At 51.4% G+C, this 22483-nt stretch carries 20 protein-coding genes; 13 read left to right on the forward strand and 7 right to left on the reverse strand.

The window, feature by feature from the left end; all coding sequences use genetic code 11:
• The first annotated feature begins 248 nt into the window (after positions 1-248).
• From ybgI to nei, 5 genes are read left to right on the forward strand one after another with little or no spacing between them, the layout of a single operon-like run.
• The gene (ybgI, locus tag BEG40_RS01380; protein ID WP_000798868.1) at positions 249-992 is read left to right on the forward strand and encodes a radiation resistance protein YbgI; all 744 of its coding nucleotides are present in this window, start codon (positions 249-251) and stop codon (positions 990-992) included.
• A gap of 22 nt (positions 993-1014) precedes the next feature.
• Entirely contained in the window at positions 1015-1671 is a 657-nt protein-coding gene (gene pxpB / locus BEG40_RS01385; protein ID WP_105284758.1) for a 5-oxoprolinase subunit PxpB, read from the forward strand.
• A complete protein-coding gene (gene pxpC, locus BEG40_RS01390) occupies positions 1665-2597 on the forward strand; it encodes a 5-oxoprolinase subunit PxpC (RefSeq protein ID WP_105284759.1) in 933 nt (310 codons plus the stop codon). Before pxpB ends, pxpC begins: the two co-directional genes overlap by 7 nt.
• Entirely contained in the window at positions 2587-3321 is a 735-nt protein-coding gene (gene pxpA, locus BEG40_RS01395; protein ID WP_105284760.1) for a 5-oxoprolinase subunit PxpA, read from the forward strand. The genes pxpC and pxpA overlap by 11 nt, the downstream gene beginning before the upstream one ends.
• A gap of 35 nt (positions 3322-3356) precedes the next feature.
• A complete protein-coding gene (gene nei, locus BEG40_RS01400; protein ID WP_105284761.1) occupies positions 3357-4148 on the forward strand; it encodes an endonuclease VIII in 792 nt (263 codons plus the stop codon).
• Here the strand turns inward: nei and BEG40_RS01405 are convergent.
• The 7 genes from BEG40_RS01405 to BEG40_RS21665 form a co-directional block, all read right to left on the reverse strand.
• Positions 4145-5191, reverse strand: a complete 1047-nt coding sequence (locus BEG40_RS01405; protein WP_105284762.1) for an AbrB family transcriptional regulator — start codon at positions 5189-5191, stop codon at positions 4145-4147. The genes nei and BEG40_RS01405 overlap by 4 nt on opposite strands.
• Before the next feature lie 151 nt (positions 5192-5342).
• Positions 5343-6404, reverse strand: coding sequence for a fimbrial protein (locus tag BEG40_RS01410; RefSeq protein ID WP_000102196.1), 1062 nt, complete (start codon positions 6402-6404; stop codon positions 5343-5345).
• Positions 6401-7132 carry a fimbrial biogenesis chaperone gene (locus tag BEG40_RS01415; protein WP_000142795.1) on the reverse strand — a complete coding sequence of 244 codons (732 nt, stop codon included), beginning with the start codon at positions 7130-7132 and terminating at the stop codon, positions 6401-6403. Before BEG40_RS01415 ends, BEG40_RS01410 begins: the two co-directional genes overlap by 4 nt.
• A gap of 14 nt (positions 7133-7146) precedes the next feature.
• Positions 7147-9606: a fimbria/pilus outer membrane usher protein gene (locus BEG40_RS01420; protein ID WP_198600200.1), complete on the reverse strand. Its 2460-nt coding sequence runs from the start codon at positions 9604-9606 to the stop codon at positions 7147-7149.
• Between the two features lie 50 nt (positions 9607-9656).
• On the reverse strand, positions 9657-10223 hold the full coding sequence (locus BEG40_RS01425) for a fimbrial protein (protein ID WP_105284763.1): 567 nt from the start codon (positions 10221-10223) through the stop codon (positions 9657-9659).
• Between the two features lie 384 nt (positions 10224-10607).
• A complete protein-coding gene (gltA, locus tag BEG40_RS01430) occupies positions 10608-11891 on the reverse strand; it encodes a citrate synthase (RefSeq protein WP_000785828.1) in 1284 nt (427 codons plus the stop codon).
• Between the two features lie 205 nt (positions 11892-12096).
• Positions 12097-12204, reverse strand: a complete 108-nt coding sequence (locus tag BEG40_RS21665) for a hypothetical protein (protein ID WP_122983127.1) — start codon at positions 12202-12204, stop codon at positions 12097-12099.
• Between the two features lie 380 nt (positions 12205-12584).
• On the opposite strand from BEG40_RS21665, the gene sdhC reads away from it, so the two are divergent.
• The 8 genes from sdhC to sucD all read left to right on the forward strand — a co-directional run bounded on the left by sdhC (position 12585) and on the right by sucD (position 22337).
• On the forward strand, positions 12585-12989 hold the full coding sequence (gene sdhC / locus BEG40_RS01445) for a succinate dehydrogenase cytochrome b556 subunit (protein WP_000263351.1): 405 nt from the start codon (positions 12585-12587) through the stop codon (positions 12987-12989).
• Complete coding sequence (sdhD, locus tag BEG40_RS01450) at positions 12983-13330, forward strand: succinate dehydrogenase membrane anchor subunit (RefSeq protein WP_000254365.1); 348 nt, start codon at positions 12983-12985, stop codon at positions 13328-13330. Before sdhC ends, sdhD begins: the two co-directional genes overlap by 7 nt.
• Positions 13330-15096, forward strand: coding sequence for a succinate dehydrogenase flavoprotein subunit (gene sdhA, locus BEG40_RS01455; RefSeq protein WP_021550461.1), 1767 nt, complete (start codon positions 13330-13332; stop codon positions 15094-15096). Before sdhD ends, sdhA begins: the two co-directional genes overlap by 1 nt.
• A gap of 15 nt (positions 15097-15111) precedes the next feature.
• Complete coding sequence (gene sdhB, locus BEG40_RS01460) at positions 15112-15828, forward strand: succinate dehydrogenase iron-sulfur subunit SdhB (protein WP_001235265.1); 717 nt, start codon at positions 15112-15114, stop codon at positions 15826-15828.
• A gap of 258 nt (positions 15829-16086) precedes the next feature.
• On the forward strand, positions 16087-18888 hold the full coding sequence (sucA, locus tag BEG40_RS01465) for a 2-oxoglutarate dehydrogenase E1 component (RefSeq protein ID WP_001181469.1): 2802 nt from the start codon (positions 16087-16089) through the stop codon (positions 18886-18888).
• Positions 18889-18902: 14 nt separating this feature from the next.
• Positions 18903-20117, forward strand: coding sequence for a 2-oxoglutarate dehydrogenase complex dihydrolipoyllysine-residue succinyltransferase (odhB, locus tag BEG40_RS01470; protein ID WP_000099844.1), 1215 nt, complete (start codon positions 18903-18905; stop codon positions 20115-20117).
• A gap of 184 nt (positions 20118-20301) precedes the next feature.
• Positions 20302-21468: an ADP-forming succinate--CoA ligase subunit beta gene (gene sucC / locus BEG40_RS01475; RefSeq protein ID WP_001048608.1), complete on the forward strand. Its 1167-nt coding sequence runs from the start codon at positions 20302-20304 to the stop codon at positions 21466-21468.
• Positions 21468-22337, forward strand: a complete 870-nt coding sequence (gene sucD / locus BEG40_RS01480) for a succinate--CoA ligase subunit alpha (protein WP_000025458.1) — start codon at positions 21468-21470, stop codon at positions 22335-22337. The genes sucC and sucD overlap by 1 nt, the downstream gene beginning before the upstream one ends.
• Positions 22338-22483 lie beyond the last annotated feature (146 nt).

Below are 22483 nucleotides of genomic sequence, written 5' to 3' on the forward strand. Positions count from 1 at the left end.
ACGCCACGTAATAAAAGCGCGGTGTGCGTGTGTTTCCTTAAAGTTAAAACCTTGATACAGATCTGATTATTTATGCAATATGCTGTCTGTTTGCATAAATATACATGAACTGTAGTGTGATGAGATAAACAATTTGCGCCTTTTGGCCGCCTGTTTGTTTCTTAATATGTCAAAAGATTGGCTATCGACGAACAGGCGAGGTAACGCTATGTTAACGGTGTAGCTATCAGAATACGGAAGGCGCGAAGATGAAAAACACCGAACTGGAACAACTGATTAACGAGAAACTGAACAGCGCGGCGATAAGTGATTACGCGCCGAATGGTTTACAGGTGGAAGGCAAAGAGACGGTGCAAAAAATTGTTACCGGTGTCACTGCCAGCCAGGCTTTGCTCGATGAGGCAGTGCGTCTGGGCGCGGATGCGGTCATTGTGCATCATGGCTACTTCTGGAAAGGCGAATCTCCGGTAATTCGCGGCATGAAGCGTAACCGTTTAAAAACCTTGCTGGCGAATGATATCAACCTGTATGGCTGGCATCTGCCGCTGGACGCGCATCCGGAGCTTGGCAATAACGCACAACTGGCGGCGTTACTGGGGATCACGGTCATGGGCGAAATTGAGCCGTTGGTGCCGTGGGGCGAACTGACCATGCCTGTGCCGGGGCTGGAACTGGCTTCCTGGATTGAAGCGCGTCTGGGACGCAAGCCGTTATGGTGTGGCGATACCGGACCTGAGGTGGTGAAACGCGTCGCCTGGTGCACGGGCGGCGGACAAAGTTTTATCGATAGCGCCGCGCGTTTTGGCGTGGATGCATTTATTACTGGCGAAGTTTCTGAACAGACCATTCATTCGGCGCGCGAGCAGGGATTGCATTTTTATGCTGCAGGTCACCATGCCACCGAACGCGGCGGTATTCGCGCGTTGAGCGAGTGGCTGAATGAAAATACCGATCTTGAAGTGACCTTTATTGATATTCCTAATCCGGCATAACGAATAATCAGAGGGATCGAAAGTGCAACGAGCGCGTTGTTATCTGATAGGTGAAACGGCGGTAGTGTTAGAACTGGAACCGCCGGTGACGCTGGCTAGCCAGAAACGGATTTGGCGTCTGGCGCAGCGTCTGGTTGATATGCCGAATGTGGTGGAAGCCATTCCTGGCATGAACAATATTACGGTGATTTTGCGTAATCCTGAGTCGCTGGCGCTGGATGCTATAGAGCGTTTGCAACGCTGGTGGGAGGAGAGTGAGGCGCTGGAACCGGAGTCACGCCATATCGAAATCCCGGTGGTTTACGGTGGTGCTGGCGGGCCGGATTTATCGGTGGTCGCGGCACATTGTGGGTTGAGTGAAAAACAGGTCGTTGAATTGCACTCCTCCGTGGAATACGTGGTCTGGTTTTTAGGTTTTCAACCGGGCTTCCCGTATCTCGGTAGTTTGCCGGAACAACTACACACGCCGCGACGCGCGGAACCGCGTTTGCTCGTTCCGGCAGGTTCTGTCGGGATCGGTGGGGCGCAGACTGGTGTTTATCCGCTGGCAACGCCGGGGGGGTGGCAATTAATAGGCCATACCTCGCTCAGTTTATTTGACCCGACGCGGGACGAACCCATCTTATTATGTCTGGGAGACAGCGTGCGCTTTGTGCCGCAGAGGGAGGGAGTATGTTGAAAATTATTCGTGCGGGGATGTATACCACCGTGCAGGATGGTGGTCGTCACGGTTTTCGCCAGTCGGGTATCAGCCACTGCGGCGCACTGGATATGCCTGCGCTGCGTATTGCTAATCTGCTGGTGGGTAACGATGCCAACGCTCCCGCACTGGAAATCACGCTCGGTCAGTTAACGGTTGAGTTCGAAACTGATGGGTGGTTTGCTCTGACGGGTGCCGGTTGCGAAGCGCGGCTGGATGATAATGCCGTCTGGACCGGCTGGCGATTGCCGATGAAAGCAGGCCAGCGTTTAACCCTTAAACGCCCGCAGCACGGGATGCGCAGTTATCTGGCGGTGGCGGGTGGTATTGATGTTCCGCCGGTAATGGGGTCATGCAGCACCGATCTCAAAGTGGGGATTGGCGGGCTGGAAGGCCGTTTACTGAAGGATGGTGACCGCCTCCCGATTGGTAAAGCGAAGCGTGATTTTATGGAAGCGCAGGGCGTTAAACAGCTGCTGTGGGGCAACCGCATTCGCGCCTTGCCGGGGCCGGAATATCATGAGTTCGATCGCGCCTCGCAGGATGCATTCTGGCGTTCGCCATGGCAGCTTAGCCCGCAAAGTAACCGCATGGGCTATCGCTTACAGGGGCAAATTTTAAAACGCACCATCGATCGCGAACTGTTATCTCACGGTTTGTTACCGGGTGTGGTGCAGGTGCCGCATAACGGGCAGCCCATTGTGTTGATGAACGACGCACAGACCACCGGTGGTTATCCACGTATTGCCTGTATTATTGAAGCCGACATGTACCATCTGGCGCAAATCCCACTCGGACAGCCCATTCATTTTGTCCAGTGTTCGCTGGAAGAGGCACTGAAAGCGCGCCAGGATCAGCAACATTATTTCGAACAATTAGCGTGGCGGCTGCACAATGAAAATTGACCTGAACGCCGATCTGGGCGAAGGCTGCGCCAGCGACGCTGAACTGTTAACGCTGGTTTCCTCAGCCAATATTGCCTGTGGATTTCATGCAGGCGACGCGCAAACCATGCAGGCAAGCGTTCGTGAAGCAATAAAAAATGGTGTCGCAATTGGCGCTCACCCGAGCTTTCCCGACAGGGAAAACTTTGGACGTAGCGCCATGCAGCTGCCGCCGGAAACGGTTTACGCCCAGACGTTGTATCAAATTGGCGCGCTGGCAGTGATTGTCCGTGCAGAAGGTGGCGTGATGCGCCACGTCAAACCGCACGGCATGTTGTATAACCAGGCGGCGAAAGACGCACAACTGGCAGACGCTATCGCCAGAGCGGTTTACGCTTGCGATCCGGCATTGATTCTCGTTGGACTGGCGGGAAGCGAGCTGATCCGTGCAGGCAAGCGTAATGGCCTGACAACGCGCGAGGAAGTGTTTGCCGATCGCGGCTATCAGGCTGACGGCTCGCTGGTGCCGCGAAGCCAGTCAGGCGCGTTGATTGAAAACGAAGAACAGGCGCTGGCGCAAACGTTGGAGATGGTGCAACACGGCAGAGTCAAAAGTATCACCGGCGAATGGGCAACGGTCACGGCGCAAACGGTCTGTCTGCATGGCGACGGCGAGCACGCACTGGCGTTCGCCCGCCGACTACGCGCTACATTTACCCAAAAGGGGATTGTTGTCGCAGTATAATCCCGCTGAACAAAGAACGAAAAAAGGATATCACCATGCCTGAAGGCCCGGAGATCCGCCGCGCAGCGGATAACCTGGAGGCGGCGATCAAAGGCAAACCTCTAACTGATGTCTGGTTTGCCTTCCCGCAGTTAAAACCTTATCAATCACGACTTATCGGTCAACACGTTACCCATGTGGAAACGCGTGGTAAGGCGTTGTTAACTCATTTTTCCAACGACTTAACGCTCTATAGTCATAATCAGCTTTACGGCGTCTGGCGCGTGGTCGATACCGGCGAAGAGCCGCAGACCACGCGAGTATTGCGGGTAAAACTGCAAACGGCTGACAAAACCATTCTGCTTTATAGCGCCTCGGATATTGAGATGTTGACGCCGGAACAACTGACCACACATCCGTTTTTACAACGCGTTGGCCCCGATGTGCTCGACCCAAATCTGACGCCGGATGTGGTAAAAGAACGGTTATTGTCGCCGCGCTTTCGTAACCGGCAGTTTGCCGGATTACTGCTCGATCAGGCGTTTCTGGCAGGGCTTGGCAATTATCTGCGGGTGGAGATCCTCTGGCAGGTCGGATTGACCGGAAGTCATAAAGCGAAAGAGCTCAACGAGGCGCAACTGGATGCACTCGCGCACGCGCTACTGGATATTCCGCGTCTTTCTTACGCTACGCGGGGGCAGGTGGATGAGAATAAACATCATGGCGCGCTGTTTCGCTTTAAGGTTTTTCATCGTGATGGCGAACCGTGCGAACGCTGTGGCGGCATCATTGAGAAAACCACTCTGTCATCGCGCCCGTTTTACTGGTGCCCTGGCTGCCAGCATTAGGCAGAACGTTTCGGCGCATAGGTTGAAATAAACCGTGCAATGGCTGGCCCCGTCAGCAAAATACTGAACAAGCGCAGGGTTTGCATCGCCATAATGAGCGCCATATCGGCATTGCTCCCTGCGGCGATGACCGCCACCGTATCAAGTCCGCCGGGGCTGGTGGCGAGGTAGGCAGTCATAAAATCAATATGCATAAACCGGGTCAGCCCCCACGCCATACCCGCACAAATAGCCAGTAGAGCAAAAATCGACAGCAGGATTTGCGGTAGCGGGCGTAGTGCTCGCAGTAAGATTTGCTTATCGAAGCCCAGACCAATTCGCCAACCAATCGCCATATAAGCTATCGCCAGCAGCCATTCTGGTAACTCAATTGTGATGAACTCGCCAGACTGGAGTACCGCGCCCGCCAGCATCGGGATGAGCATCGTGCCGGAAGGAAGACGTAGCAGGCATCCCGCCGTACCGGCAACGACCGCGAGCAAAATCGTAAGCAGGATATTAATGCTGACTGGCGGGAACCAGACGATCTGTTGATTAACCGCTTCAGCGTTATCGCCCAGCATCATCCGCGTAACCAGAACTGCCGCACCTGCGACAAACAGTACTCGCAAATATTGCATAAACGCCACCAGACGGATATCTGCGCCGTAATCCTGCGCCATAGCGACCATTGCCGCTGCGCCGCCAGGAGAAGAACCCCAGGCGCCGGTATTACCCGGTAGCGAGCTATAGCGCACCAATAACCAGCCCACGATGGCGCTGGAAAGCAGCGTCACCAGTAAAATGGCTAACACAATTGGCCAGTTAACGGCCAGAGTAGTGAGGATCGAGCCAGTGAGGTTTTGCGCAATCATGCAGCCAAGAATGGCCTGCGCAGCAAGAAAAGCGGAGCGAGGGAGTTGCAGAGTCATTCCGCGCATACTGAAGATGATCCCGGCGATCATCGGCCCAAGTAATAGTGCCGCCGGGAGATGTACCGCGAGGAAACCAATAGAAAGGAGAAGTGATAACACACATAACATTCCCCACTGCAAGACTGGCATCCTTCGCTCCCTCATTATTTTCTCTTTGGTGTATCGATACAGCATAAAGAAAGCCGGGCCTGGAAAAAATAACGGTAATCAAGGAAAAGGGGAAAATAAGCAATTATCTGAAAGAGATGCCCTTTCTGGCTGCTAAGGGCATCATGGTAACTCAGTTATAGTTAATCTTAAAAAGCACTACTGTATCGAAGGGACCAGCCTCGATGGGGGTGCCTGGTATGGATGACAATTCGGCGGTAAAGTTTTTTTCATAAACTAACATGTCGCTGGTGAAATCGGCATATTCGCTGTATTTGTTGAAAGTATAGGGCGAGGCGTTTTCATCCAGTAAACGTAGTTTAAGGCCATTACCAATCAACAATGCTTTATCTTCTTCAACCAACGTTTCTTCGGTATAAAACGAGGAACTGACTTTAAACCCGTCGGTGCACTGGTCATTTTGTGATTTCGTCGTCTTAATACTAAAACTTTTCGACATCGTGTGACGGCGAATATCCAGTACGTTAAATTTACCAAAATCAATCACCTGTGTTTCAGGCGAAATAGAAAAGTTAACGCTGCAATCCAGTACACGGATGTTTTCCAGACCGGTAATGTGATATTTCAGGTTTTGGGCGGAAGGATCTTCATTAACACTGCCAGCGCCATCAAATTGCACCACAATATAGTCGCTCAGCGTACTTTGATAATCATGCGGCGGCATTTCACGAACTTTAACATAGAGCCGCATACGCGCGAGAAATGTACGCGACATATGAATATTGCTGGGATCGCCGGAACAAATCTTATTTTGCCACCCCATGGCAATGATTTGCTCTGGTGTGTAGATATCAATTTTCTTGCTGTCGATACACTGGTTGGTGTCGATTCGGCTTTTCCCGAGACTGGCATCGTAATCAACGCCGTTATATGTTACGCCAAGTTGATAATAGCGATCCTGCATTCCGGGGTAGGGGTTTACCCAGGCATAAACATGCTCGCTTTCAAAGTTGCCGTTAGTATTGTTGTCACAATAGACGGGAATTTTAATATCGTCAGATTCCCAGATTTTATCGCCAGGTTTGGCATTGCCTGGCACAGCAAAGGGTTGAATAGCTTCTGATTTTTCTACAGATCCTCCAGATGCGCCAAAATAGCAGTTCAGCGCCAGCGCAGACTTCAACGGCAGAAATAACAGACAGATGATGAGCAACAATCCCTTGTCAGTACTCATTTCTTCGCCTCCACCGCCTGTAAACGACATTGTCCGTTACAGTTCAGAGTATTCATCCGTAATGCGCCGTAATCATCCATGTAACCCAAGTAAAAATGATTACCGTTATAGCTTCCAGTATTCGTTGTGACGGTGCTAAAAGGGGCAATCATCAGCGATTTAAAACCGGGGAGCACACCTTTATCATTTTGCCCAAGATAGGCAATCGTCAGGTAATAGGCGGTAGGGTTTTTCAGGGTAAGTTGGTTGCCCTGCTGGCTAACCTGTAACTGTAGCTCTACGTGTTCACCTGTTTTCTTGCGCAATGCCGCAGGTCGCCAGAACAACTTGATACGGCTTTGGATCGCGACCTGAAGTATCGCATGGTCGCTGCTTTTATCCGGTGCTGGCGGAATTTCGCGCATGTTATAGTAGAACAGCGTTTCACGATCGCCGGGTAACTGTGTGGTTGACGCTTGCTTTACAATCCGCACCTGCGATGTTGCTTTTGGTTCCAGGCGCTGTATTGGTGGCAGAGCGACCAGAAGATCGTCGCTTTTCTCCCCTTTATCATTTTCTATCCAGGAATAAGCAAGGTAAGGCAGTTTGTCACTCTGGTTTTCTATGCGCAGGCTGGTGGCTTTGTCGTTGGCGTTAAACACAACTCGTGTGCGATCGGGTTGCACGGCAGCGTGGCTACCCAGGCTGACGGCTAACAGAATCAGGGGCAATCCTTTAATAAATGTCATTCTCTTTTCCTTAATTAATGACAAGGTAAAATCAGGCGTTTGGTCGTATCTTCCAGACGTTCTGGCAGATGAATAATGCAACTTTGTTTGTCACCCCAGAGCACTGTAAATTGCTGGTTTTCAGCTACTCCACCAAGCCAGGCATGGCCTTCCTCGCTAACCATACCTACACTGATTCCGCTGCCATTCTGCTGAATATCGGCACCGAGAGGGGGATAGTGACCGCTGACGTCGCGAATAATAATGTTAACGTCTTTACCAGAACGGGAAGCCAGCGATTTGTAACCAATAGCGCCTTCAATCCACGTTTCTTTGATGACGTTTTCAGCAACAGTCACGCCGTCAGGTAAATCATTCATGTTGACTGCCACGGTGGAAGGTTGGTAACTGGAAATTAGCGGCACTACCGCAATACCAAAATGGTTGGTGTAGTCGAGATTACCCTGAACCGGAATATTTGCCACGCCGTCGGTGCTGACCATCAGCCGTGGCTCGTTGGTTGAACTGCGGCGATGGAAGGCTGCGCCATATTGAGTGGCGGTAAAGGAACCACTCCAGCTACTGCTGACGGAGCTGTAATCATTGGCGGCATAAGTGCCAGACAAATCCCATTCACCGGCTGAACTCAGGTGTTGATAGTTGCCGCTCACCTGTGCGCCATTATCAGGGCGATCGGATTGTGCTCCGGCAGACATGCCCCAGCTATTACGTTCATCCAGCGTATCGTTCCACGACATGCGGTGTGTAGTGCTGTTACTACTGTTTTGCATGTCATAGCCGACTCGACCACCGTTACCGACAGGTAATGAAATCGACAGGTAAATCTGGTTGTCGCGATCTTTGTCTTCGTAGTGGGTTGTGTTGAATGACGTCGAAATTGATATATCTTTCCACTCACCGATATCAATATTAAAACCTGCCGTTATGTTGGCAGTCGTGGAGGTATTTGCGTTCCACCAGGTCTGATGTAACAGGTTGGCGTACAGGTTGAGGTTCAGAGGGGTTATCGGTTGGCCTACTGATAAGCTGATCGTCTGTTTTTCGTCTTGTGCATCGTTGTCGTTGTATTTGTGATCCAGATAGTTGGCGTAGCTGTGAAAATGACGATCGGAGAAGCGATAAGCAGCGAGTGAAATCGTACTATTTGTGGCGTCCACTTGTTTGCTGTAATTGAAACGGTAGCTTAAGCCTCGCTCGTCCTGCTGGGTATCAAATTGGCTACTGGCCCAGGTGACATCAAATGACAATGCTCCCAGCCAGAGCATATTTTGCCCGATGCCTATTGCGCCAGAATGATAGTCATTTCCTGAGAGTAGCAAACCGCCATATAACGAGGTATTCGAGAGCATCCCCCAGGACATTTCATTGCTAAAAAAGGTTTCATTTTCAGTTTGATGAGACATTGAGGTTCGCGGCTGACCAACAGCAAGTTTATAGCGAACCTGACCCTGGCGCGTCAGGAAGGGCGTCGAGGCGGCCGAAACCTGAAAGTTGTTCACACGTCCATCGTCTTCCGTCACTTTGACATCCAGCGTACCCTGGACAGACTGATTGATGTCATCAATGATAAACGGGCCAGGCGGGACTTTTTTCTGGTAAATAACTCGCCCCGAATGACTTACGGTGACGGTGGCGTTGGTTTGCGCGATACCGCTGATTTGTGGGGCGTAACCGCGCAGTTCCCAGGGCAACATCCGGTCATCGCTGGTCAGTGCCGCACCGGTATAAGAAAAACCGTCGAAAATATTGGAACTGAAATCAGTTTCGCCCAAGGTTAATTTCGAACCTAATTGTGGTAGTGGGCGAAAAAGATAAGTACGTGATATTCCGCCGCTCTGGTCATGGGCATTGTCGCTTTCGGAACGGCTCAACTGGTAATCGCTGCGTAAGCGCCATGCACCCATGTTAATACCGGCAGTACCATAAGCGTTCAGGTTAGTGTTGCTGCTACTGCCTTGGGGACGGTAGTTGCTGGCAAACAGGTTGTAATCCATCAGAAAGCCGGCTACACCTTCTTTCCATGTTGATGGCGGCATCCAGTTTTCTGAGTGCCATGCCAGCCACGCTTGCGGAATGGTGATATTGAGTTGCTGATTGGTTTGATCGAAATTGAAGAGTATTTCTGGATGCGAGCTAAAATCAACACACTGATTTCTCTGTATTAATGATTGACGGAAGTCTGGTTTTAAACCGAATTTATCCACCAGTGATTCATCAATGCACGGAATGGTTTTATCACCGCTTTTTTGCCAGCTAATTTTTTGCCCGTTACTGATTTGGTTATTATTAACGGCAATGCTAACAAAATATTCACCGGGGGCAATCACCCCTTTGTCTTTTAATAATGAAATATCAATGCTATCACGCATCGATTTGTCGAGGACGCTCAGGTTAAATTCGACCGCCAGCGCGGACGGCATTACCATCGTCAGGCAGGAAATAAAAGAGAGTCGATAAATATTCACGGTGTCCATACCTGATAAATATTTGCAGAAAGGCGGCTACGTCGCCGCCATAATTATGCTTATTTATAATCCAGAACGTAGGTCGCGTTAGCGGTTACGGCACCAGCCGTGACATTGACTGCATTATCAATTTGTTCCATCCAGGCAAAGAAGTTCAGCGTTTGTTCTGTTGAGCTTGAATCCAGGTCGAGGTCTGGCGCAGCTGTACCCAATACGATGTTTGTGTCATTTTTGTCCATCAGTCTTACGCCGACACCTGTTGCTTCGCCAGCACTGGTATTACTCAACAGAGGTGTTGCCCCGGTCGTTTTAGCCGAACCGTCGAAGGTTACGGCAACTTTGGATATCGGCGAACCGCTACCATTATCAGAACTTGGCAGGTCATAGTTTATTAAGCGAATGTCGACGGCCACTTTATTGCTGTGATGATCCCGGTTTATATGGGTTGTCGTGACTTGTCCAAGGTCAATATTTTTATCAACATCATCTGGATGAATGTCACAAGGAGCTTCAATAATTTCACCTTTAAAGTGAATCTCACCAGAACCTTCGTCTGCAGCATAAACAGGAGCAGTGAACAACAGAGATACGGCCAATGCGGCCAATGTTTTTTGTCCTTTAAACATAACAGAATCCTTTAAGGAAATAGAAAAATAGTATAGCTCTGCCAGATTATCTGATTTTGCGTGTGGAGTGTTTTTAGTTTTACTTAAAAATAGATTTAGTATTACTAAATACGAAAGTAATTAATTTGTGATGTGAATTGATTTGGCTATTAAAAATAGAAGTGAGAAATGGATATGCATAATATTCAGAAGGTTATAAACAGGACGGAGAGGACAATTATTCCTAAAAAGATATTATATTGATTGCTATGTAAGCTGCTTGTTTTTTGTTCCTTGCCCGCTTTTTAATTTTATTTTTACAATTTTTCGTGTTTTATCCAACAAAAAATAACCCGCCATATAAAAAGGGCGGGTTAAATGAATTTACTGCTTAGTCATCACCGATTAACGTTTGATATCGCTTTTAAAATCGCGTTTTTCATAGCCAGTATACAGCTGACGTGGACGGGCAATTTTCATTCCATCACTGTGCATTTCGCTCCAGTGAGCGATCCAGCCAACCGTACGTGCCATTGCGAAAATGACGGTGAACATGGAAGACGGAATACCCATCGCTTTCAGGATGATACCGGAGTAGAAGTCGACATTCGGGTACAGTTTCTTCTCGATAAAGTACGGGTCGTTCAGCGCGATGTTTTCCAGCTCCATTGCCACTTCCAGCAGGTCATCTTTGGTGCCCAGCTCTTTCAGGACTTCATGGCAGGTTTCACGCATTACGGTGGCGCGCGGGTCGTAATTTTTGTACACGCGGTGACCGAAGCCCATCAGGCGGAAAGAATCATTTTTGTCTTTCGCACGACGAACAAATTCCGGAATGTGCTTAACGGAGCTGATTTCTTCCAGCATTTTCAGCGCAGCTTCGTTAGCACCACCGTGAGCTGGCCCCCACAGCGAAGCAATACCTGCTGCGATACAAGCAAACGGGTTTGCACCCGAAGAGCCAGCGGTACGCACGGTAGAGGTAGAAGCATTCTGCTCGTGGTCAGCGTGCAGGATCAGAATACGATCCATTGCACGTTCCAGAATTGGATTGACTTCATACGGTTCGCACGGCGTGGAGAACATCATGTGCAGGAAGTTGCCAGCGTAAGAAAGGTCATTGCGCGGGTAAACAAATGGCTGACCGATGGAGTATTTGTAACACATCGCAGCCATGGTCGGCATTTTCGACAGCAGACGGAACGCGGCGATTTCACGATGACGTGGGTTATTGACGTCAAGTGAGTCGTGATAAAACGCTGCCAGCGCGCCGGTAATACCGCACATGACCGCCATCGGATGAGAGTCGCGACGGAAGGCGTGGAACAGGCGGGTGATCTGTTCGTGGATCATCGTATGACGGGTAACTGTAGTTTTAAACTCGTCATACTGTTCCTGGGTCGGTTTTTCACCATTCAGCAGAATGTAACAGACTTCCAGGTAGTTAGAATCGGTCGCCAGCTGATCGATAGGGAAACCTCGATGCAGCAAAATACCTTCATCACCATCAATAAAAGTAATTTTAGATTCGCAGGATGCGGTTGAAGTGAAGCCTGGGTCAAAGGTGAACACACCTTTTGAACCGAGAGTACGGATATCAATAACATCTTGACCCAGCGTGCCTTTCAGCACATCCAGTTCAACAGCTGTATCCCCGTTGAGGGTGAGTTTTGCTTTTGTATCAGCCATTTAAGGTCTCCTTAGCGCCTTATTGCGTAAGACTGCCGGAACTTAAATTTGCCTTCGCACATCAACCTGGCTTTACCCGTTTGTTATTTGGCTCGCCGCTCTGTGAAAGAGGGGAAAACCTGGGTACAGAGCTCTGGGCGCTTGCAGGTAAAGGATTCATTGATGACGAATAAACGGCGAATCAAGCACTTAGCAATCCGAATTATTAAACCTGTCTATCACTAATAACTGTCCTGGATGGATTGGTCAATACTTCCACACTGTTACATAAGTTAATCTTAGGTGAAATAGTGACCCCATAACTTTTACGCATTATATGCTTTTCCTGATGATGTTTGTAACAACTTTGTTGAATGATTGTCAAATGAGATGGTTAAAAATTAAATAAATGTTGTTATCGTGACCCAGATCACTGTTCTGGATAAAACCCGACAAAGCATATGTAGGTTAATTGTAATGATTTTGTGAACAGCCTATACTGCCGCCAGGTCTCCGGAACACCCTGCAATCCCGAGCCACCCAGCGTTGTAACGTGTCGTTTTCGCATCTGGAAGCAGTGTGTTGCATGACGCGCAGTTATAGAAAGGACGCTGTCTGACCCGCAAGCAGACCGGAGGAAGGAAATCCCGACGTCTCCAGGTAACAGAAAGTTATCCTCTGTACCCGTAGTCCCCAGGGAATAATAAGAACAGCATGTGGGCGTTATTCATGATAAGAAATGTGAAAAAACAAAGACCTGTTAATCTGGACCTACAGACCATCCGGTTCCCCGTCACGGCGATAGCGTCCATTCTCCATCGCGTTTCCGGTGTGATCACCTTTGTTGCAGTGGGCATCCTGCTGTGGCTTCTGGGTACCAGCCTCTCTTCCCCTGAAGGTTTCGAGCAAGCTTCCGCCATTATGGGCAGCTTCTTCGTCAAATTTATCATGTGGGGCATTCTTACCGCTCTGGCGTATCACGTCATCGTAGGTATTCGCCACATGATGATGGATTTTGGCTATCTGGAAGAAACATTCGAAGCGGGTAAACGCTCCGCCAAAATCTCCTTTGTCATTACTGTCGTGCTTTCAATTCTTGCAGGAGTCCTCGTATGGTAAGCAACGCCTCCGCATTAGGACGCAATGGCGTACATGATTTCATCCTCGTTCGCGCTACTGCTATCGTCCTGACGCTCTACATCATTTATATGGTCGGTTTTTTCGCTACCAGTGGCGAACTGACATATGAAGTCTGGATCGGTTTCTTTGCCTCTGCGTTCACTAAAGTGTTCACCCTGCTGGCGCTGTTTTCCATCTTGATCCATGCCTGGATCGGCATGTGGCAGGTGTTGACCGACTACGTTAAACCTCTGGCTTTGCGCCTGATGCTGCAACTGGTGATTGTCGTTGCACTGGTGGTTTACGTGATTTATGGATTCGTTGTGGTGTGGGGTGTGTAATGAAATTGCCAGTCAGAGAATTTGATGCAGTTGTGATTGGTGCTGGTGGCGCAGGTATGCGCGCGGCGCTGCAAATTTCCCAGAGCGGCCAGACCTGTGCGCTGCTCTCTAAAGTCTTCCCGACCCGTTCCCATACCGTTTCTGCGCAAGGCGGCATTACCGTTGCGCTGGGTAATACCCATGAAGATAACTGGGAATGGCATATGTATGACACTGTTAAAGGGTCGGACTATATCGGTGACCAGGACGCGATTGAATATATGTGTAAAACCGGGCCGGAAGCGATTCTGGAACTGGAACACATGGGGCTGCCGTTCTCGCGTCTTGATGATGGTCGTATCTATCAACGTCCGTTTGGCGGCCAGTCGAAAAACTTCGGCGGCGAGCAGGCGGCACGTACTGCGGCGGCTGCCGACCGTACCGGTCACGCACTGTTGCACACCCTTTATCAGCAGAACCTGAAAAACCACACCACTATTTTCTCCGAATGGTATGCGCTGGATCTGGTGAAAAACCAGGATGGCGCGGTGGTGGGTTGTACCGCACTGTGCATCGAAACCGGTGAAGTGGTTTACTTCAAAGCCCGCGCGACCGTGCTGGCGACCGGCGGGGCAGGGCGTATTTATCAGTCCACCACCAATGCCCACATTAACACCGGCGACGGCGTCGGCATGGCTATCCGTGCAGGCGTACCTGTGCAGGATATGGAAATGTGGCAGTTCCACCCGACGGGGATTGCCGGTGCGGGCGTACTGGTAACCGAGGGCTGCCGTGGTGAAGGCGGCTATCTGCTGAACAAACATGGCGAACGCTTTATGGAGCGTTATGCGCCGAACGCTAAAGACCTGGCGGGTCGTGATGTGGTGGCGCGCTCCATCATGATCGAAATCCGTGAAGGTCGCGGCTGTGATGGTCCGTGGGGGCCACACGCAAAACTGAAACTCGACCACCTGGGTAAAGAAGTTCTTGAATCCCGCTTGCCGGGTATCCTGGAACTTTCCCGTACCTTCGCTCACGTTGATCCGGTTAAAGAACCGATTCCGGTTATCCCAACCTGTCACTACATGATGGGCGGTATTCCGACCAAAGTGACCGGTCAGGCGCTGACGGTGAATGAGAAGGGCGAAGATGTGGTGATCCCTGGCCTGTTCGCGGTGGGGGAAATTGCTTGCGTATCGGTACACGGTGCTAACCGCCTTGGCGGCAACTCGCTGCTGGATCTGGTGGTATTTGGTCGCGCGGCAGGTCTGCATCTGCAAGAGTCTATCGCCGAGCAGGGCGCACTGCGCGATGCCAGCGAGTCTGATGTAGAAGCGTCTCTGGAGCGTCTGAACCGCTGGAACAATAACCGTAACGGTGAAGATCCGGTGGCGATCCGTAAAGCACTGCAAGAATGTATGCAGCATAACTTCTCGGTATTCCGTGAAGGTGATGCGATGGCGAAAGGGCTTGAGCAGTTGAAAGTGATCCGCGAGCGTCTGAAAAATGCCCGTCTGGATGACACTTCCAGCGAGTTCAACACCCAGCGCGTTGAATGCCTGGAACTGGATAACCTGATGGAAACGGCGTATGCAACGGCTGTTTCTGCCAACTTCCGTACTGAAAGCCGTGGCGCGCATAGCCGCTTCGACTTCCCGGATCGTGATGATGAAAACTGGCTGTGCCACTCCCTGTATCTGCCAGAGTCGGAATCCATGACGCGACGTAGCGTCAACATGGAACCGAAACTGCGCCCGGCATTCCCGCCGAAGATTCGTACTTACTAATGCGGAGACAGGAAAATGAGACTCGAGTTTTCAATTTATCGCTATAACCCGGATGTTGATGATGCTCCGCGTATGCAGGATTACACCCTGGAAGCGGAAGAAGGTCGCGACATGATGCTGCTGGATGCGCTTATTCAGCTGAAAGAGAAAGATCCCAGCCTGTCGTTCCGCCGCTCCTGCCGTGAAGGTGTGTGTGGTTCCGACGGTCTGAACATGAATGGCAAGAATGGTCTGGCCTGTATTACCCCGATTTCGGCACTCAACCAGCCGGGCAAGAAGATTGTAATTCGTCCGTTGCCAGGTTTACCGGTTGTCCGCGATTTGGTGGTAGACATGGGACAATTCTATGCGCAATATGAGAAAATTAAGCCTTACTTGTTGAATAATGGACAAAATCTACCAGCTCGTGAGCATTTACAAATGCCAGAGCAACGTGAAAAACTCGACGGGCTGTATGAATGTATTCTCTGCGCATGTTGTTCAACCTCTTGTCCGTCTTTCTGGTGGAATCCCGATAAGTTTATCGGTCCTGCAGGCTTGTTAGCGGCGTATCGTTTCCTGATTGATAGCCGTGATACCGAGACTGACAGTCGCCTTGACGGTTTGAGTGATGCATTCAGTGTATTCCGCTGTCACAGCATCATGAACTGCGTCAGTGTATGTCCGAAAGGGCTGAATCCGACGCGTGCCATCGGCCATATCAAGTCGATGTTGTTGCAACGTAATGCATAAATACCAGGCCTGATAAGACGCGCAAGCGTCGCATCAGGCAACCAGTGCCGGATGTGGCGTAAACGCCTTATCCGGCCTGGAAAAGAAATGCAGGAAATCTTTAAAAACTGCCCCTGACACTAAGACAGTTTTTAAAGGTTCCTTAGCGGACGCAGAAAACACGACAAGTCCGCAACAAGTGAACCCCGGCACGCACATCACTGTGCGTGGTAGTATCCACGGCGAAGTAAGCATAAAAAAGATGCTTAAGGGATCACGATGCAGAACAGCGCTTTGAAAGCCTGGTTGGACTCTTCTTACCTCTCTGGCGCAAACCAGAGCTGGATAGAACAGCTCTATGAAGACTTCTTAACCGATCCTGACTCGGTTGACGCTAACTGGCGTTCGACGTTCCAGCAGTTACCTGGTACGGGAGTCAAACCGGATCAATTCCATTCTCAAACGCGTGAATATTTCCGCCGCCTGGCGAAAGACGCTTCACGTTACTCTTCAACGATCTCCGACCCTGACACCAATGTGAAGCAGGTTAAAGTCCTGCAGCTCATTAACGCATACCGCTTCCGTGGTCACCAACATGCGAATCTCGATCCGCTGGGACTGTGGCAGCAAGATAAAGTGGCCGATCTGGATCCGTCTTTCCACGATCTGACCGAAGCAGACTTCCAGGAGACCTTCAACGTCGGTTCATTTGCCAGCGGCAAAGAGACCATGAAACTCGGCGAGCTGCTGGAAGCTCTCAAGCAAACCTACTGCGGCCCGATTGGCGCCGAGTATATGCACATAACCAGCACCGAAGAAAAACGCTGGATCCAACAGCGTATCGAGTCTGGTCGCGCGACGTTCAATAGCGAAGAGAAAAAACGCTTCTTAAGCGAACTGACCGCCGCTGAAGGCCTTGAACGTTACCTTGGCGCAAAATTCCCTGGCGCAAAACGCTTCTCGCTGGAAGGCGGTGACGCGTTAATCCCGATGCTTAAAGAGATGATCCGCCACGCGGGCAACAGCGGCACCCGTGAAGTGGTTCTCGGGATGGCGCACCGTGGTCGTCTGAACGTGCTGGTGAACGTGCTGGGTAAAAAACCGCAAGACTTGTTCGACGAGTTTGCCGGTAAACATAAAGAACACCTCGGCACGGGCGACGTGAAATACCACATGGGCTTCTCGTCTGACTTCCAGACCGATGGCGGCCTGGTGCACCTGGCGCTGGCGTTTAACCCGTCTCATCTTGAGATTGTAAGCCCGGTAGTTATCGGTTCTGTTCGTGCCCGTCTGGACAGACTTGATGAGCCGAGCAGCAACAAAGTGCTGCCAATCACCATCCACGGTGACGCCGCAGTGACCGGGCAGGGCGTGGTTCAGGAAACCCTGAACATGTCGAAAGCGCGTGGTTATGAAGTTGGCGGTACGGTACGTATCGTTATCAACAACCAGGTTGGTTTCACCACCTCTAACCCGCTGGATGCTCGTTCGACGCCGTACTGTACTGATATCGGCAAGATGGTTCAGGCACCGATTTTCCACGTTAACGCGGACGATCCGGAAGCCGTTGCCTTTGTGACCCGTCTGGCGCTCGATTTCCGTAACACCTTTAAACGTGATGTCTTCATCGACCTGGTATGCTACCGCCGTCATGGCCATAACGAAGCCGACGAGCCGAGTGCAACTCAGCCGCTGATGTATCAGAAAATCAAAAAACATCCAACGCCGCGCAAAATCTACGCTGACAAGCTGGAGCAGGAAAAAGTGGCGACGCTGGAAGATGCCACCGAGATGGTTAACCTGTACCGCGATGCGCTGGATGCTGGCGATTGCGTGGTGGCAGAGTGGCGTCCGATGAACATGCACTCCTTCACCTGGTCGCCGTACCTCAACCACGAATGGGACGAAGAGTACCCGAACAAAGTTGAGATGAAGCGCCTGCAGGAGCTGGCTAAACGCATCAGCACGGTGCCAGAAGCCATTGAAATGCAGTCTCGCGTTGCCAAGATTTATGGCGATCGCCAGGCGATGGCTGCTGGTGAGAAACTGTTCGACTGGGGCGGTGCGGAAAACCTCGCTTACGCCACGCTGGTTGATGAAGGCATTCCGGTTCGCCTGTCGGGTGAAGACTCCGGTCGCGGTACGTTCTTCCACCGTCACGCGGTGATCCATAACCAGTCTAACGGTTCCACTTACACGCCGCTGCAACATATCCATAACGGCCAGGGCGCGTTCCGCGTCTGGGACTCCGTACTATCTGAAGAAGCTGTGCTGGCGTTTGAATACGGTTATGCCACCGCAGAACCACGCACCCTGACCATCTGGGAAGCACAGTTCGGTGACTTCGCCAACGGTGCACAGGTGGTTATCGACCAGTTCATCTCCTCTGGCGAACAGAAATGGGGCCGGATGTGTGGCCTGGTGATGCTGCTGCCGCATGGTTATGAAGGGCAGGGGCCGGAGCACTCCTCCGCGCGTCTGGAACGTTATCTGCAACTTTGCGCTGAGCAAAACATGCAGGTTTGCGTACCGTCTACCCCGGCACAGGTTTACCACATGCTGCGTCGTCAGGCGCTGCGCGGGATGCGTCGTCCGCTGGTCGTGATGTCGCCGAAATCGCTGCTGCGTCATCCGCTGGCGGTCTCCAGCCTCGAAGAACTGGCGAACGGCACCTTCCTGCCTGCCATCGGTGAAATCGACGAGCTTGATCCGAAGGGCGTGAAGCGCGTAGTGATGTGTTCTGGTAAGGTTTATTACGATCTGCTGGAACAACGCCGTAAGAATAATCAAAAAGATGTCGCCATCGTGCGTATCGAGCAACTCTACCCGTTCCCGCATAAAGCGATGCAGGAAGTGTTGCAGCAGTTTGCTCACGTCAAGGATTTTGTCTGGTGCCAGGAAGAACCGCTCAACCAGGGCGCATGGTACTGCAGCCAGCATCATTTCCGTGAAGTGATTCCGTTTGGGGCTTCTCTGCGTTATGCAGGCCGCCCGGCCTCCGCCTCTCCGGCGGTAGGGTATATGTCCGTTCACCAGAAACAGCAACAAGATCTGGTTAATGACGCGCTGAACGTCGAATAAATAAAGGATACACAATGAGTAGCGTAGATATTCTGGTCCCTGACCTGCCTGAATCCGTAGCCGATGCCACCGTCGCAACCTGGCATAAAAAACCCGGCGACGCAGTCGTACGTGATGAAGTGCTGGTAGAAATCGAAACTGACAAAGTGGTACTGGAAGTACCGGCATCAGCAGACGGCATTCTGGATGCGGTTCTGGAAGATGAAGGTACAACGGTAACGTCTCGTCAGATCCTCGGTCGCCTGCGTGAAGGCAACAGCGCCGGTAAAGAAACCAGCGCCAAATCTGAAGAGAAAGCGTCCACTCCGGCGCAACGCCAGCAGGCGTCTCTGGAAGAGCAAAACAATGACGCGTTAAGCCCGGCGATCCGTCGCCTGCTGGCTGAACATAACCTCGAATCTAGCGCGATTAAAGGCACTGGTGTCGGTGGTCGTCTGACCCGTGAAGATGTGGAAAAACATCTGGCGAAAGCCCCGGCGAAAGAATCTGCACCAGCAGCTGCTCCGGCGGCACAACCGGCACTGGCTGCACGTAGCGAAAAACGTGTCCCGATGACTCGCCTGCGTAAGCGTGTGGCAGAGCGTCTGCTGGAAGCGAAAAACTCCACCGCCATGCTGACCACGTTCAACGAAGTCAACATGAAGCCGATTATGGATCTGCGTAAGCAGTACGGTGAAGCATTTGAAAAACGTCACGGCATCCGTCTGGGCTTTATGTCCTTCTACGTGAAAGCTGTGGTTGAAGCCCTGAAACGTTACCCGGAAGTGAATGCTTCTATCGATGGCGATGATGTGGTTTACCACAACTATTTCGACGTCAGCATGGCGGTTTCTACGCCGCGCGGTCTGGTGACGCCGGTTCTGCGTGATGTCGATACTCTCGGCATGGCAGATATCGAGAAGAAAATCAAAGAGCTGGCTGTTAAAGGCCGTGACGGTAAGCTGACGGTTGAAGATCTGACCGGTGGTAACTTCACCATCACCAACGGTGGTGTGTTCGGTTCCCTGATGTCTACACCTATCATCAACCCGCCGCAGAGCGCAATTCTGGGTATGCACGCTATCAAAGATCGTCCGATGGCGGTGAATGGTCAGGTTGAGATCCTGCCGATGATGTACCTGGCGCTGTCCTACGATCACCGTCTGATCGATGGTCGCGAATCCGTGGGCTTCCTGGTAACGATCAAAGAGTTGCTGGAAGATCCGACGCGTCTGCTGCTGGACGTGTAGTAGTTTAAGCCTCACCTGCACTGTAGACCGGATAAGGCTTTATCGCCTTCTCCGGCAATTGAAGCCTGATGCGACGCTGGCGCGTCTTATCAGGCCTACGGGTGACCGACAATGCCCGGAAACGATACGTCATATTCGGTCTACGGTTTAAAAGATAACGATTACTAAAGGATGGACAGAACACATGAACTTACATGAATATCAGGCAAAACAACTTTTTGCCCGCTATGGCTTACCGGCGCCAGTGGGTTATGCCTGTACTACTCCGCGCGAAGCAGAAGAAGCCGCTTCAAAAATCGGTGCGGGTCCGTGGGTAGTGAAATGTCAGGTTCACGCTGGTGGCCGTGGTAAAGCGGGCGGTGTGAAAGTTGTAAACAGCAAAGAAGACATCCGTGCTTTTGCAGAGAACTGGCTGGGCAAGCGTCTGGTAACGTATCAAACAGATGCCAATGGCCAACCGGTTAACCAGATTCTGGTTGAAGCGGCGACCGATATCGCTAAAGAGCTGTATCTCGGCGCCGTTGTTGACCGTAGTTCCCGCCGTGTGGTCTTTATGGCCTCCACCGAAGGCGGCGTGGAAATCGAAAAAGTGGCGGAAGAAACCCCGCACCTGATCCACAAAGTTGCGCTTGATCCGCTGACTGGCCCGATGCCGTATCAGGGACGTGAGCTGGCGTTCAAACTGGGTCTGGAAGGTAAACTGGTTCAGCAGTTCACCAAAATCTTCATGGGCCTGGCGACCATTTTCCTGGAGCGCGATCTGGCGCTGATCGAAATCAACCCGCTGGTTATTACCAAGCAGGGCGATCTTGTCTGCCTCGACGGCAAACTGGGCGCTGATGGCAACGCACTGTTCCGCCAGCCTGATCTGCGCGAAATGCGCGACCAGTCGCAGGAAGATCCGCGTGAAGCACAAGCTGCACAGTGGGAACTGAACTACGTTGCGCTGGACGGTAACATCGGTTGTATGGTTAACGGTGCAGGTCTGGCGATGGGGACGATGGACATCGTTAAACTGCACGGCGGCGAACCGGCTAACTTCCTTGACGTTGGCGGTGGCGCTACCAAAGAGCGCGTGACCGAAGCGTTCAAAATCATCCTCTCTGACGACAAAGTGAAAGCCGTTCTGGTTAACATCTTCGGCGGTATCGTTCGTTGCGACCTGATCGCTGACGGTATCATCGGCGCGGTAGCGGAAGTGGGTGTTAACGTACCGGTCGTGGTACGTCTGGAAGGTAACAACGCCGAACTCGGCGCGAAGAAACTGGCTGACAGTGGCCTGAATATTATTGCAGCAAAAGGTCTGACGGATGCAGCTCAGCAGGTTGTTGCCGCAGTGGAGGGGAAATAATGTCCATTTTAATTGATAAAAACACCAAGGTTATCTGCCAGGGCTTTACCGGTAGCCAGGGGACTTTCCACTCTGAACAGGCCATTGCATACGGCACGAAAATGGTTGGCGGCGTAACTCCAGGTAAAGGCGGCACCACCCACCTCGGCCTGCCGGTGTTCAACACCGTGCGTGAAGCTGTTGCTGCTACTGGTGCTACTGCTTCTGTTATCTATGTACCAGCGCCGTTCTGCAAAGACTCCATTCTGGAAGCCATCGATGCAGGCATTAAACTGATTATCACCATCACTGAAGGTATCCCGACGCTGGATATGCTGACAGTGAAAGTGAAGCTGGATGAAGCAGGCGTTCGTATGATCGGCCCGAACTGCCCGGGCGTTATCACCCCGGGTGAATGCAAAATCGGTATCCAGCCGGGTCACATTCACAAACCAGGTAAAGTGGGTATCGTCTCCCGTTCCGGTACACTGACCTATGAAGCGGTTAAACAGACCACGGATTACGGTTTCGGTCAGTCGACCTGTGTGGGTATCGGCGGCGACCCGATCCCAGGTTCTAACTTTATCGACATTCTCGAAATGTTCGAAAAAGACCCGCAGACCGAAGCGATCGTGATGATCGGTGAGATCGGCGGTAGCGCCGAAGAAGAAGCTGCTGCGTACATCAAAGAGCACGTCACCAAGCCAGTTGTGGGTTACATTGCCGGTGTGACTGCGCCGAAAGGCAAACGTATGGGTCATGCTGGCGCCATCATTGCCGGTGGTAAAGGGACTGCGGATGAGAAGTTCGCTGCCCTGGAAGCCGCAGGCGTGAAAACCGTTCGCAGCCTGGCTGATATCGGTGAAGCACTGAAAACTGTTCTGAAATAAATATCTGTAATAAGAAATAGCCCTCGCCGCTTCCCTCTACAGGAATGGCGAAGGGCTGTCGGTTTCGACATGGTTGGCCATCTTATGATGGCCTTTTTTGTTTTTATTCGGGCGCTAATCTGAAAAGCTTTTCCGCTGCTTTTTTT

Origin of the sequence: Escherichia sp. MOD1-EC5495 (assembly GCF_002965965.1) — a bacterium.
GTDB classification, from domain to species: domain Bacteria; phylum Pseudomonadota; class Gammaproteobacteria; order Enterobacterales; family Enterobacteriaceae; genus Escherichia; species Escherichia ruysiae.

Bases quoted from the DNA above. Each gene is read 5' to 3' on its own strand.
- ybgI (WP_000798868.1), top strand. From the start codon at position 249: ATGAAAAACACCGAACTGGAACAACTGATTAACGAGAAACTGAACAGC.
- pxpC (WP_105284759.1), top strand. From the start codon at position 1,665: ATGTTGAAAATTATTCGTGCGGGGATGTATACCACCGTGCAGGATGGT.
- pxpA (WP_105284760.1), top strand. From the start codon at position 2,587: ATGAAAATTGACCTGAACGCCGATCTGGGCGAAGGCTGCGCCAGCGAC.
- nei (WP_105284761.1), top strand. From the start codon at position 3,357: ATGCCTGAAGGCCCGGAGATCCGCCGCGCAGCGGATAACCTGGAGGCG.
- BEG40_RS01405 (WP_105284762.1), bottom strand. From the start codon at position 5,191: ATGCCAGTCTTGCAGTGGGGAATGTTATGTGTGTTATCACTTCTCCTT.
- BEG40_RS01410 (WP_000102196.1), bottom strand. From the start codon at position 6,404: ATGAGTACTGACAAGGGATTGTTGCTCATCATCTGTCTGTTATTTCTG.
- BEG40_RS01415 (WP_000142795.1), bottom strand. From the start codon at position 7,132: ATGACATTTATTAAAGGATTGCCCCTGATTCTGTTAGCCGTCAGCCTG.
- BEG40_RS01420 (WP_198600200.1), bottom strand. From the start codon at position 9,606: ATGGACACCGTGAATATTTATCGACTCTCTTTTATTTCCTGCCTGACG.
- BEG40_RS01425 (WP_105284763.1), bottom strand. From the start codon at position 10,223: ATGTTTAAAGGACAAAAAACATTGGCCGCATTGGCCGTATCTCTGTTG.
- gltA (WP_000785828.1), bottom strand. From the start codon at position 11,891: ATGGCTGATACAAAAGCAAAACTCACCCTCAACGGGGATACAGCTGTT.
- BEG40_RS21665 (WP_122983127.1), bottom strand. From the start codon at position 12,204: ATGCGTAAAAGTTATGGGGTCACTATTTCACCTAAGATTAACTTATGT.
- sdhC (WP_000263351.1), top strand. From the start codon at position 12,585: ATGTGGGCGTTATTCATGATAAGAAATGTGAAAAAACAAAGACCTGTT.
- sdhD (WP_000254365.1), top strand. From the start codon at position 12,983: ATGGTAAGCAACGCCTCCGCATTAGGACGCAATGGCGTACATGATTTC.
- sdhA (WP_021550461.1), top strand. From the start codon at position 13,330: ATGAAATTGCCAGTCAGAGAATTTGATGCAGTTGTGATTGGTGCTGGT.
- sdhB (WP_001235265.1), top strand. From the start codon at position 15,112: ATGAGACTCGAGTTTTCAATTTATCGCTATAACCCGGATGTTGATGAT.
- sucA (WP_001181469.1), top strand. From the start codon at position 16,087: ATGCAGAACAGCGCTTTGAAAGCCTGGTTGGACTCTTCTTACCTCTCT.
- odhB (WP_000099844.1), top strand. From the start codon at position 18,903: ATGAGTAGCGTAGATATTCTGGTCCCTGACCTGCCTGAATCCGTAGCC.
- sucC (WP_001048608.1), top strand. From the start codon at position 20,302: ATGAACTTACATGAATATCAGGCAAAACAACTTTTTGCCCGCTATGGC.
- sucD (WP_000025458.1), top strand. From the start codon at position 21,468: ATGTCCATTTTAATTGATAAAAACACCAAGGTTATCTGCCAGGGCTTT.